The sequence below is a fragment of the Streptomyces sp. NPDC020742 genome, assembly GCF_040641675.1.
Taxonomy (GTDB): Bacteria; Actinomycetota; Actinomycetes; order Streptomycetales; family Streptomycetaceae; genus Streptomyces.
Genome location: NZ_JBFAEA010000004.1, coordinates 1 through 12876, shown reverse-complemented (window position 1 = coordinate 12876; position 12876 = coordinate 1). Strand labels below are relative to the sequence as shown.

Genomic DNA, 12876 nt, shown 5'->3' with positions numbered 1-12876 from the left:
CTCTCGACCCGGAAGTTGCGTGGGTGCCGCCGCGCCGGCGGTCCGCCCGTGGAAGGCGTGATTCGGCCTCCTGTGGGGGGAGAGGCCCTGATCAGTAGGGGTCTCCAACGCCTCGCGCGGCACGGTGGTTCCGCCCCGGACTATGGCGTCGGTCACGAAGCCGGCGGAGTGTAGCAGATACCCCCTACGTTCTTGTGAAGGGGCTCACGAGCGACCCCCCATGTGGGGGTGGATACTCGATTGCATGAGCACCACGGAGCGTCCCAGGATCCTCGTAGTAGGCGGTGGGTACGTAGGCCTGTACGCAGCTCGGCGCATTCTCAAGCAGATGCGCTACGGCGAGGCGACCGTCACGGTCGTCGACCCGCGGTCGTACATGACCTACCAGCCCTTCCTCCCCGAAGCCGCCGCCGGCAGCATCTCCCCCCGGCACGTCGTCGTCCCGCTGCGACGCGTGCTGCCCAAGGCGGAGGTCCTCACCGGCCGGGTCACCACCATCGACCAGGACCGCAAGGTCGCCAGCATCGCCCCGCTGGTCGGCGAGGCGTACGAGCTGCCCTTCGACTACCTGGTGGTCGCGCTGGGCGCCGTCTCCCGCACCTTCCCGATCCCCGGCCTCGCCGAGAACGGCATCGGCATGAAGGGCATCGAGGAGGCCATCGGCCTGCGCAACCACGTCCTGGAGCAGCTGGACAAGGCCGACTCCACGACCGATGAGGACGTCCGCCGCAAGGCGCTGACCTTCGTCTTCGTGGGCGGTGGCTTCGCGGGTGCGGAGACCGTCGGTGAGGTCGAGGACATGGCCCGCGACGCCGCCAAGTACTACAAGAACGTGAAGCGCGAGGACATGCGCTTCCTGCTGGTCGACGTCGCCGACAAGATCCTCCCCGAGGTCGGCCCGAAGCTCGGTGCCTACGGCAAGGAGCACCTGGAGTCCCGCGGCGTCGAGGTCTACCTCAAGACCGGCATGGACTCCTGCGTCGACGGCCACGTCAAGCTGAACAACGGCCTCGAGGTCGACTCCAACACCATCGTGTGGACCGCGGGCGTCAAGCCCAACCCGGCGCTGGCCCGCTTCGGCCTGCCGCTCGGCCCGCGCGGTCACGTCGACACCGCCGCCACCCTCCAGGTGCAGGGCACCGACTACATCTGGGCCGCGGGCGACAACGCCCAGGTGCCGGACATGGTCGGCCGCAAGAACGGCAACGAGAACGCCTGGTGCCCGCCGAACGCGCAGCACGCGCTGCGGCAGGCCAAGGTCCTCGGCGACAACGTGCTCTCCGGCATGCGGGGCTTCCCGCAGAAGGAGTACAGCCACGCCAACAAGGGTGCGGTCGCCGGTCTGGGCCTGCACAAGGGCGTCGCGATGATCGTCATGGGCAAGATGAAGATCAAGCTCAAGGGCCGTCTCGCCTGGTACATGCACCGCGCGTACCACGGCATGGCGATGCCGACGTTCAACCGCAAGATCCGGGTCTTCGCCGACTGGACGCTGGCGATGTTCCTCAAGCGCGAGGTCGTCTCGCTCGGCGCCATGGAGAACCCCCGCGAGGAGTTCTACGAGGCGGCCAAGCCGGCCCCCGCTCCGGCCGCGGCCGACAAGCCGAAGGCCAAGGCCTCCTGAAGTCCCGGTCGGGTACCCCGACCAGCCCGAAGGGCGTCCGCCATCCGTGGGGCGGGCGCCCTTCGGCGTGTGCGCCGTGGCCAAAAGTCGCCGATGTGCGGTTCCCTAGCGGGTGAACGGGACTATCCGGGCGGCCCCTTGACGTTTACGTGGTGGGTGAAACTGCTTTCGCCCGGATGCCCGACTCGTCAACACGGAGGTGTGCGACATGGCCGACGCCGCTGGGCGGCTCACCAAGCTCGCCGAGGAGGTGCTGGGGGCTCCGCTCCCGGTACGGATCCGCGCCTGGGACCACAGCGAGTCGGGTCCGCCGGGTGCCCCCACCCTGGTCTTCCGCAACCGCCGCGCCCTGCGCCGCCTGCTGTTCAAGCCCGGCGAACTCGGCCTGGCCCGCGCCTGGGTGGCCGGTGACATCGACATCGACGGCGATCTCTACGCGGCTCTCGACCTGCTCGCCGGGCTGATCTGGGAGCGCGGCCCCGACGCCCCCGGGCACCCGAGGGCCACCGCACTGCGCGCCCTGGCCCGCCCGGGGGTCCGTACCGCCGTCCGCGACCTGCTCGCCCTGGCCGGCGCGCCCGTCCCGCCCGCCCCGCCCGCCGAGGAGCTCAGACGCCGCCGGGGACCGCTGCACACCCTGCTGCGCGACAAACAGGCCATCAGCCACCACTACGACGTCGGCAACGACTTCTACGAGCTGGTGCTCGGCCCGTCCATGGTCTACTCCTGCGCGTACTGGGGCTCCGCCGACGGCACCCTGGGCACGCTGGAGGACGCCCAGCGCGACAAGCTCGACCTGATCTGCCGCAAGCTCGGCCTCACCGAGGGGCAGCGGCTGCTGGACGTGGGCTGCGGCTGGGGCTCGATGGTGCTGCACGCCGCCCGCGAGTACGACGTACGGGCCGTCGGCATCACCCTCTCCGAGGAGCAGGCGACCTACGCCCGCAAGCGGATCGCCGAGGCCGGGCTCGGCGACCGGATCGAGATCCGGGTGCAGGACTACCGCGAGATCCATGACGAGCCGTTCGACGCGATCTCCTCGATCGGGATGGCCGAGCACGTCGGCCGGGCACAGTACGCGGAGTACGCGGGCGCGCTGTACGCCCTGCTGCGGCCCGGCGGGCGGCTGCTCAACCACCAGATCGGCCGGCGGCCGCTGCCCGACGAGGAGGCCTACCGCGTCGACGAGTTCATCGACCGGTACGTCTTCCCCGACGGGGAGCTGGCGCCGGTCGGCCGGACCGTGGCCCAGCTGGAGGAGGCCGGGTTCGAGGTGCGGGACGTGGAGGCGATCCGCGAGCACTACGCCCTGACCCTGCGGGCGTGGGTCGCCAACCTGGAGGAGCGCTGGGGCCGGGCGGTGCGGCTGACCTCGCCGGGGCGGGCCCGGGTCTGGCGGCTCTACATGGCGGCGTCGGCGCTGTCCTTCGAGCGCAACCGCATAGGAGTCAACCAGGTGCTGGCGGTCCGGACCCCGGAGCCGGGCACCTCGGGGATGCCGCTGCGCCCGCGGGTCTGGGCGGGCTGACGCCTCTGGGCGGGGCTGATACGGAAGGGCGCCGGGCCCCGTCCGGGCCCGGCGCACTTCCGGCGGCTGTTCCGCGCTACTCCGCCTTGATGGCCTCCAGCATGTTCAGCCGGGCCGCCCGGCGGGCCGGCCACAGCGCCGCCAGCACACCGACCGCCGCCGCCGCTGCGAGGAAGAGGCCGATCCGGCCCCAGGGCAGCACCAGTTCGTACGTCTTCAGGTCGGCGCTGATCAGTTCACCGGCCGCCCAGCCGAAGAAGATGCCCAGGCCGATGCCGAGCACCCCGCCGAAGAGCGAGATCGCCAAGGACTCCAGCCGCACCATCCGCTTGATGCCGCTGCGGTCCAGGCCGATGGCGCGCAGCATGCCGATCTCCTGCGAGCGCTCGAAGACCGACATCGCCAGGGTGTTGATGACGCCGAGCACCGCGACGATCACGGCCATGGCCAGCAGCCCGTAGAGCATGTTCAGCATCAGCGTGAACGCCTGGGCGATCTCCTCGGAGACCTGCTTCTTGTCGGCGACGGAGATCGCCGGGTTCTTGCCGAGCGCCGTGACCAGTGCTTCCTTGGTGGCGTCGGTGGCGCCACCCCGGGTCTTGACCAGCACCTGCGTATCGGTGGCCTGCTTCTGGTGCGGGGCCAGGGTGGCGTTGTCCAGGATGACGCCCCCGAGCATCTGGTTGCCCTGGTAGACACCCGAGACGGTCAGCGTGGTCTTCTTGCCGTCCTCGAAGGTCACCGGGAGGCGGGAGCCGGGGTGCAGGCCCTTCTGCTTGGCGGTGTGGTCGTCCACGACCACGTGGTTGCCGTGGAGCGCGCCCAGCGAGCCCTGGGTGAAGTCGAGCCGGGTGAGCTTGTCGAAGTCCTTGCCGTTGACGCCGGCCAGTACCGTGTGGTCGCTGCCGGCCCGGGCCCCGGACAGGCGCAGTGGGCTGACGGCGGTGACCTCGTCCAGGGTGGCCAGCTTCTTCGCCACGTCGGGGGAGAGCGGCGTGCGGGTGGACATGGAGACCACGTAGTCGGCCTTGAGCGCGGCGGTGGCCTGCTTGTCGATGCCGGTCTGCACACTGCCGGCGATCACCGTCATTCCGGTGATCAGCGTCAGCCCGACCATCAGCGCGGACGCCGTGGCGGCCGTACGGCGCGGATTGCGGACCGCGTTCTGCCCGGCGAGGGTGCCGGCGATCCCGAAGACCCGCAGGACGGGCCTGGCCAGCGCGATCAGCGGCCGGGACAGCAACGGCGTCAGGACGAACACACCGATCAGCAGCAGCACCGCGCCGCCACCCATCACCAGCTTGCCGTCGGACATGCCGGTGGCGACCAGCACCCCGGCGGCACCGGCGCCCGCGAACAGCGCACCTATGGTGTTGCGCAGCACCAGCGACTTGGTGGTGGCGGTGGCGTGCACGCTGTTCATCGCGGCGACCGGCGGGATCCTCGCGGCGCGGCGCCCCGGCAGCCAGGCGGCCAGCACGGTGATGACGACGCCGACGACCAGGGAGATCAGCACGGTCGAGGGGGAGACCACCAGGGGACCGTCCGGAACGGTGTTGCCCAGGTTGCTCATCAGGGCGCGCAGTCCGGCGCCGATGCCGATACCGACGGCCATGCCGGTGACCCCGGCGACCGTGCCGACGACGAACGCCTCGATCAGCACCGAGCGGGTGACCTGGCGGCGGCTGGCACCGACCGCGCGCAGCAGCGCCAGCTCCTTGGTGCGCTGGGCGACCAGCATGGTGAAGGTGTTGGCGATGAGGAAGACGCCGACGAACAGCGCGATACCGGCGAAGACGAGCAGGCCGGTCTTCATGCCGTCCATCTTCTCGGCGACCATCTTGGCCATGTCGTCGGCCAGTTGCTTGCCGGTGGTGGCCTCGGCACTGCCCTTGGGCAGCACCTTGTCGACCGCGGACTTCAGCTCCGTCTGCGAGGTGCCGGGCGCGGCCTTGACGTCGATCTCGCTGAAGCCGCCGGGCATGCCGTACAGCTTCTGGGCGGTCGCGGTGTCGAACAGGGCGAGGCTGCCGCCGGCCGCGACAGCGCCGTCGTCGGTGGTGAAGATGCCGGTCAGCTTCTGCTCGTGGACCGGTCCGTCGACGGATATCCGTACGGTGTCGCCGACCTTGTAGCCGCCCTTGTCCGCGGTGCGCGCGTCCAGTGCGAACTCGTGCGGGCCGTGGGGGGCCTCGCCGCTCTGCATCGGATAGCGGGCGTCCTTGCCGTCGGAGCCGGGGTAGTAGTTGCCGCCGCTGGTGGAGAAGCCGTTGCCGAGCAGTTCGCCCTTCTTGTCGGCGATGGCGGCGAAGCCGGAGACGATGCCGGTGGCGGAGGCCGCGTTGGGCACCCGGGCGGCCTTGTCGAGCAGCTTCTGGTCGAGGGGGGCGGGTGCGCCGGGGCCGCTGTCGCCGGAGTGCGGCCGGATGGCCACGTCGACGTCGTCGAAGCCCTTTTGAGAGCTGGCCTGGTACGCGTCGGAGATGGTCGAGGTGAAGACCAGGGTGCCGGAGACGAAGGCCACGCCGAGCATCACGGCGAGGACGGTCATCAGCAGCCGGGCCTTGTGCGCGAGCACATTGCGCAAGGCGGTACGGAACATGGTGGGTCAATCCTGGAGGAGAGGTCCGGAGTGCGGATGGCTGCTGGGGGTCAGCTGGTGCGGCCCTTGGCGTCGAAGCCCTTCATCCGCTCCAGCACCAGGTCGGCGGTCGGGTCGGGCATGTCGTCGACGATCCGGCCGTCGGCGAGGAAGACCACGCGGTCCGCGTAGGACGCGGCGACCGGGTCGTGGGTCACCATGACCACGGTCTGGCCCAGTTCGCGCACGGAGTTGCGCAGGAAGCCCAACACCTCGGCGCCGGAGCGGGAGTCGAGGTTGCCGGTGGGCTCGTCGGCGAAGATGATCTCGGGCCGGGAGGCCAGCGCGCGGGCGACCGCGACGCGCTGCTGCTGGCCGCCGGAGAGCTGGCTGGGCCGGTGCTTGAGCCGGCCGGCGAGGCCGACGGTCTCCACCACGCGGTCCAGCCAGGCGCGGTCCGGCTTCCGGCCGGCGATGTCCATCGGCAGGGTGATGTTCTCCAGGGCGTTCAGGGTCGGCAGCAGGTTGAACGCCTGGAAGATGAAGCCGATCTTGTCGCGTCGCAGCTGGGTGAGCTTCTTGTCCTTCAGGCCGGTCAGTTCGGTCTCGCCGATCCTGGCGGAGCCGCCGGAGATCGAGTCCAGGCCGGCCATGCAGTGCATCAGGGTCGACTTGCCGGAGCCGGACGGGCCCATGATCGCGGTGAACTGGGCCTGCCGGAACTCGACGGAGACCGCGTCCAGGGCGACTACCTGGGTCTCGCCCTGTCCGTAGACCTTGCTGAGATCCGTGGCGCGGGCGGCCACCGCGGTGGTGCGGCCGGCGGTGGCGACGCCGGAGTGGGTGGTGGTCACGGGAGTGAGCTCCTGTCGTACGAGGGTGCCATCGGGGCCGCGGGGTGAGGGGGAACACCGCGGACGTCAGCGGACGGTTTCCATCGTGGGTCAGGAGAACGAGGAGGACGTCAGCCCCTGTGGCCGTCCTCGACCACCCCTGGGAAGTAGCCGCGGACCGCTCGATCCTCCCTGGGGAGGAGACGGGACCCTCAGGTGCGGGCGCGGTGCGGGCGCGTCGCGGGGCGGTCGGAGGCCGCCACCCGCAGGGGTGACGGGCAGGATGACGGGGCGTCGAGTTTCCGTCAATTCGGGCACCAATTTGCGCCGCGGGGGGTTCTGGCGCGGTCAGGCTTCCGGCATGTGCCGAAGGCCTGTACCCAGCGCTGATGCACCCTCAGTTGCCAATAAAATAAGACAACCTCGGGATGAGCGGCCGATCTGCATCGTGCGCTGCGGGCTACGCTCGTGCTGCCCTCTTTGAGGTGGCATGGGGGATCCCAGGCCCGGATGGTGGAATGCAGACACGGCGAGCTTAAACCTCGCTGGCCTACGGGCCGTGCCGGTTCAAGTCCGGCTCCGGGCACTGCCGCGAACCGCGGGTCAAAGACAGGCGCTTGGCTGAATTTTCAACGAGAAGGGCCGCCGGTGAAAGCCGGCGGCCCTTCTCGCATTCTTCCGTTGTCGGGCGGGCGGTTGCCCTAGCGCTCGATGAGCTCGAACAAGCTCTCCCACCGGGCGACAATCTCGTCCGTCGAGAACCGCTGGATGTTCTCCCGGGCGGCTTCGCCCATCGTGTCCCGGAGCGCCTTGTCGGACATCAGGGTGTCGAGATGGCGGGCGAATTCGGTGATATTGCCCGGGGGGGCGAGGAAGCCGTCCGCGCCGTCCGTGATGATCTCGTGCACGCCCGGGGCCACATCGAAGGCCACACACGGCACGGCGGTCGCCATCGCCTCCATGGGTGCCAGCGGGAAGCCCTCACCGCGCGAACTCAGCGCGAACACCGCGCTCTCCCGCAGCGCCCCGGGGACATCGCCGGTGCGCCCCATCCACTCGACCGACGAGGCCACCCCGAGCTCCGCCGCCTGCTTGCGCAGCGCCTCGGCCTCCTCGCCGGAGCCGTAGATCCGCAGCGTCCAGTCGGGGTGCTGCGGCGCCACCTGTGCCCAGGCCTCCAGCAGCAGGTCGACGCCCTTCTCCTCGTGCAGCCGGCCGATGCTGACCACGCACTTGCGCGAGCGGTCCGAGGGGACGTCCGGGAAGAACGGCAGCGGGTTCGGCATGAACCCGACGTTGTCCATCCGCTGCCGGATCCAGCGGTCGGCGTCCTCGCGGGTGAGCGTCAGCATCCGGTCGACGTCGCAGTAAAAGCGCTTGACGCGACCGAAGCGGGATGACTTACGACATGTCTCGAACGATTCATGGCTCATACCGATCACCGACAGGCCCGCAGTATCGGCCAGCGCCACCCACTCCATCGCCCACACCTGGGTGACGATCACCACCGCGCCCGGCCCGGCCGCCCGGAACAGCGTGCTCATCTTCGCCGCCTGCGCGTGCATGCCCGCCTCCCGGGCGGCCCGGCGGCGCTGCTCGGCGAGGTTGAGGCGGTCCTTCAGCCCGCGCACGGGGCGGACGGTCGGCGGGTGTTCGGTGTAGAGCGTGGTGGTCTTGAACGGCAGGTCGTCGGCCAGCTCGTGGACCCGCCCCTCGGGCGGCGGCACGATGCCGATGAGGTGCACCCGGTGGCCCCGCTCGCTGAACAGGCGCGCCATCTGGTGCGACCAGCTGGTGACGCCGCCCACCTCGTTGACGCTGTTGGAGACGAAGAAGATGTCCCGCGGCTCGGCTGCGTACGGCTTGGTCATCAACGGCTCCACTGCGCAAAGAACTGATCGACGATGCTCCGGGCGGCGTCGCCCCGGTCGTATTCCCCGAACTTGGCGACGAATTCCCCGCGGCTCCCGGCGTATTCGAGGGCCTGCGTCTCGAACGCCTTGATCGCCTGGTGGAATTCGTCCTCGGTACGGACCACCGGGCCCGGGGCGTGCTCCAGCAGATCGAAGTACGTGCCCCGGCCCTCGTGGACGTATTCGTCGTAGTCGTAGGTGAAGAACACCAGCGGACGGTCGAGCAGCGCGTAGTCGAACATCACCGACGAATAGTCCGTGATCAGGCCGTCGGCCAGCTCCAAGATCGGCGTCACGTCATGGCGCGCCGATACGTCGATGACCCGGCCCTGCACGGTCGGCGGCAGCACCACATGGTTGAGGTAGTGGGCGCGCACCAGGAGCACATAGCGGTCGCCGAACTGGTCGGCGAAACGCTCGACGTCGAAGGGCAATTCGAAGCGCCCGTGCCGGCCGCCGGCCTTGCGGAAGGTCGGCGCGTAAAGCAGCACCGTCTTGTCCTCGGGAATGCCCAACTCCGCTGCCAGCGGCCCGCGTTCGCGCCGCCCGAGCTCCTCCTCGCGCTGCCGGGCGTGCACCAGTGCGTCATTGCGTGGGTACCCCACCCGCAGCAGCGTCCGCTCCTTGAGCCGGAAGGCCCGGGCCAGGGTGCGCACATCGTGCTCGGAGCGGACCAGGAACCGGTCGAAGCGGTCCAGGGCGCGCTGCTGCTCGGTCTGCTGCTGCCGGGTCTGCGCCTTCAGGGACGGCAGGTCGAAGCCCATGTTCTTCAGCGCCGAGCCGTGCCAGGTCTGGACGTAGGTGGTCTCCGGGCGCTTGGTGAGCTTGAGCGGGTAGCTCTGGTTGTCCACCCAGAACTCGGCCTGTGCCAGCGCCTTGAGGTAGGGCAGCGACCAGCGCTTGACGAGGGTGACGCCCTTGGGGAAGTCCTTGGGCGACCCGGCGTACGACCAGATGGCCTCGAAGTCCAGGCCCTGCCGCTTCATCTCCTCGTAGATCGCGCGCGGGCTGTCGCTGTACTGCTTGCCCAGGTGGCTCTCGAAGACCACCGTGCGCTTCTTGATCGGCAGCCGGCAGAACACCTCGTGGTAGGCGCGGAGCTTGTTGTCGCCGGAGGTGACCTTCTGGCGCAGCGCCTTCGCCTTGCGGTAGCCGGACTTGGCCAGCGTCCCCGGCTTGCCGCGGACCCCGCGGGTGATCAGCTCCTGTACGCGCTCGGCGTTGCGGTTCTCGCTGATCAGGCGGAACGCCAGATGGCCCTTGGCCGAGGCGTGCGGCTCCAGGTGGTCGGCGACCATCCGGGTCAGCCGCGGCCGGACCGGCAGGCCGCCGGACAGCTCGGTGTCGGCGACGGTGAGCCGGGTGGTGGTGCGCACCCCGTCCACGTCCAGGTGCAGCCGGACGTCCCAGATGGTGTCGACGATGCCCAGCGGGCGCAGCTTCGCGGTGAGGTCGGCCACCGCCTCCCAGTGGATGGTGTCGCCCTCGTGGCGCAGCGCCCGCACCGGGAACTGGAAGGACTGCAGGCTCCGCCGCCGGGCGCTGAACTCCAGCCGGCCCTTCAGTGCGGCGCCCGCCGGGATCACGCCCAGCGGATTGGTGATCCGTCCGGTCAGCGCGACCGACCGGCCGGACTCGCGGTAGCCGGTCAGCTGGTTGCGCAGGAACAGCTGGTTGACCGGCTTCTCGTGGTAGCCGAGACCGGTCACGTCCAGCACGGTGCGCCCGAACGCGTCGTCGAAGTGGCCGTCGCACCAGTAGATCCGGCCGTCGTGCTCGACGAGCGGCGAGGAGACCTTGGTGCGGTTGGTGAGCGTGTCGACCGCCGGGATCAGGTTCTCCCAGTCACCTTGCTGGAGCAGATACGCGCAGATGGCCTGTATCGGCTGAACGCGCTCGTACGCCTCGGGGGAGATGCCGGCGAGGTACTCCCGGGAGAGCTCGGCGAACTCCCGGCGGTAGGCGTTGTCCCGGAATGGCAGATCCCGCAGATGCAGCACGAGGTCGTGCTTGAGGAATTTGACGTCCTTGGCGAGCTTTATCTCGGTCAGCCCGCGTTCCGCCAGCATGGCGTCGATCCGCTTGTGGACCTCCAGCCGGTGGATGTAATTCTTCATCTCGTGTCGACGGTTTGTCACCGACTTCACGGCGCCCTGCGTGTAGACGTTCCAGAAATAGACCTGATTGGGGATCAGGGTGATCCGCTTCGCGGCGAGGTAGGCATCGGCGATAAACAGCAGATCCTCGTAGAACAACCCCTTGACGAAGTGGAGATTGTTTTCCATGAGGAATTCGCGCCGATAGCACTTGTTGGTGGACAGGGTGTCCCACACAAACAGATCGGGGAATTCCGTTACGGAATCAACGGTGCGGGTGGTGGAGTACAGCCAGGAATACCACTCGTCCCGCTTCTGGTTGCGGGTGTCCACATGCAGCCGCACACACTGACCGGAAACGATGTCGGAGCCGTTTTTCTCGGCCGCCTCCAGCATGTTCCGGCACGCATTGGCCTCCAGGACGTCATCGCTGTCCAGGAACATGACGTACCGGCCCTGGGTGTGCTGGATGCCGAAGTTGCGCGGCTCGCCGCAGCCACCGCTGTTCTCCGGTAGCTGGAAGGCTCTGGCCCGTCCGGGATGATCCGCCGCGAGTTGCTGCGCCACTTCGAAAGAACGGTCGGTGCTGCAGTCGTCGACGATCACCACCTCGACGTCCCGGAGCGTTTGATCTAGCACGGACTGAACCGCGGTCGGCAACCGGTCGGCGTCGTTGTAGACGATGACGACTACTGAGACGTCAGGCACAGGGACCTCAACCCTCTTTCGCTGCTGTTTCCCGCCAGAATAGCCCTATCTGTACCCTCGGATTACAACCGATCGCGCCGGTGGCGCTACGCACAGTGAGTCACTGGCGCATCAGGAAGGGCGGTCCGGCGTTCGGATCTTGACCATGTGTCCTCTTGGCACATCCGCCCGCCGGGGCGGGTTCCGGCCAGAGTGGAAGACGGGTCCCCCGCTGAATCGGTTGCCTGTCGGCCCTGTGAGCCGTGTTGCGATCAGACATTTATCGGATTCCGTGCGCAGTGTTGCCGGCGGAAGTGATCAAAGAGGCGGTCGGTAATCGGAAGGAGCGGCACATAGTCGGAAGTGGCCGGAAGCGCGGGGAAATAACAGTTCGAGTCCGCCATGGCGGTCGGCCGCCCGGTCCGGGCACCTCCGCGCCGTCCCGTACGTCCTCCTCATGGCGGACGTGTCCTCCCAGGATCGGGGAAAGATCCTGCTCAAGAACGAGCGACGCGTCTTTGCCAAGCTATTACGCTTGCCGTCAAGGCCGCGCAGGGCGGCCATGGAGGAGTGAGGATGAGGAGCAGCAACCCGGTCTTCTCGCGACGGGGCTTCAGCCGCGACACCGGCTACGCGGGCTTCAACGCACCGCCGCAGGCCGGGGGGCCCACCGCGCAGCCGTACGCCGGCACCAACCCCTACGCACAGGGCGGTAACCCCTACGCCCAGGCCCCGGCCACCCCCTACGTCCAGGGCCAGCAGCCCGGCACCCAGGCACCGCCGCAGTACGCGCCGCAGACCCGCACCATGACGATGGACGACGTCGTCATGCGCACGGGCATGACGCTCGGCACGGTCATCGCCGGTGCCACGGTCGGCTGGCTGTTCCTGACCGAGCGGCTCGGCTTCGCCGTCGGCGCCGGCCTGGTCGCGATGGTGCTGGGCCTCGTCCAGTCCTTCAAGCGCAAGCCGTCGCCCGCGCTGATCCTGTCGTACGCGGCGCTGGAGGGTGTCTTCCTCGGCGCGCTCAGCGGCTTCCTCAACGACCTGCCGAAGATGAGCGGCGCCCCGATGCAGGCGGTGCTGGGCACGATGGCGGTCTTCGTGGCGATGCTGGTCGCCTACAAGACGCGGATCGTGCGGGTCACCGCCCGCTTCACTCGCTTCGTGATGATCGCGGCGCTGGGCTTCGTCCTGCTGTCGCTGGTCAATGTGCTGTTCATGGCGTTCGGCGGCGGCGAGGGCCTCGGCTTCCGCAGCGGCGGCCTGGGCATCGTCTTCGGCATCGTCGGTGTGGTCCTCGGCGCGCTCTTCCTGGCGCTGGACTTCAAGCAGGTCGAGGACGGCATCGCCTACGGTGCCCCGCGTGAGGAGTCCTGGCTGGCCGCGTTCGGCCTGACCCTGACCCTGGTGTGGATCTACATGGAGATGCTGCGGCTGATCTCGATCCTCCGGGGCGACTGACGCCAAGGCGCCGGCACCGCCGGCCCGGACGAACGGCCGAAGGGCCCGCAGGCACGGCGGTTTCTAGGGGTCGTCGCAACACGTGGTCGTGTTGATCAGGCCGCGAGCAGTTTATGCAGGCGCTCGGCTGGGGTTTCCCAGCCGAGCGTT

7 protein-coding genes and 1 tRNA gene are annotated in these 12876 nt (G+C 69.0%); 4 read left to right on the top strand and 4 right to left on the bottom strand.

The window, feature by feature from the left end:
• The first annotated feature begins 244 nt into the window (after nt 1-244).
• Complete coding sequence (locus AB0G84_RS09495; RefSeq protein WP_361317890.1) at nt 245-1624, top strand: NAD(P)/FAD-dependent oxidoreductase; 1380 nt, start codon at nt 245-247, stop codon at nt 1622-1624.
• Nucleotides 1625-1832: 208 nt separating this feature from the next.
• A complete protein-coding gene (locus AB0G84_RS09490; RefSeq protein WP_361317888.1) occupies nt 1833-3152 on the top strand; it encodes a cyclopropane-fatty-acyl-phospholipid synthase family protein in 1320 nt (439 codons plus the stop codon).
• 76 nt (nt 3153-3228) lie between these two features.
• Here AB0G84_RS09490 and AB0G84_RS09485 read toward each other — a convergent pair whose 3' ends face one another.
• Nucleotides 3229-5754 carry an FtsX-like permease family protein gene (locus tag AB0G84_RS09485; protein WP_361317886.1) on the bottom strand — a complete coding sequence of 842 codons (2526 nt, stop codon included), beginning with the start codon at nt 5752-5754 and terminating at the stop codon, nt 3229-3231.
• A 50-nt stretch (nt 5755-5804) separates the two neighbouring features.
• Complete coding sequence (locus AB0G84_RS09480; protein ID WP_361317884.1) at nt 5805-6587, bottom strand: ABC transporter ATP-binding protein; 783 nt, start codon at nt 6585-6587, stop codon at nt 5805-5807.
• A 483-nt stretch (nt 6588-7070) separates the two neighbouring features.
• Here AB0G84_RS09480 and AB0G84_RS09475 point away from each other — a divergent pair.
• Nucleotides 7071-7152 (top strand) — tRNA-Leu (locus tag AB0G84_RS09475).
• A gap of 115 nt (nt 7153-7267) precedes the next feature.
• Here the strand turns inward: AB0G84_RS09475 and AB0G84_RS09470 are convergent.
• A complete protein-coding gene (locus AB0G84_RS09470) occupies nt 7268-8437 on the bottom strand; it encodes a glycosyltransferase (RefSeq protein WP_361317882.1) in 1170 nt (389 codons plus the stop codon).
• On the bottom strand, nt 8437-11283 hold the full coding sequence (locus AB0G84_RS09465) for a CDP-glycerol glycerophosphotransferase family protein (RefSeq protein WP_361317880.1): 2847 nt from the start codon (nt 11281-11283) through the stop codon (nt 8437-8439). Before AB0G84_RS09465 ends, AB0G84_RS09470 begins: the two co-directional genes overlap by 1 nt.
• A gap of 555 nt (nt 11284-11838) precedes the next feature.
• Between AB0G84_RS09465 and AB0G84_RS09460 the strand changes: the two genes are divergently transcribed.
• Nucleotides 11839-12726, top strand: a complete 888-nt coding sequence (locus AB0G84_RS09460; RefSeq protein ID WP_361317878.1) for a Bax inhibitor-1/YccA family protein — start codon at nt 11839-11841, stop codon at nt 12724-12726.
• The last annotated feature ends 150 nt before the right edge of the window (nt 12727-12876 follow it).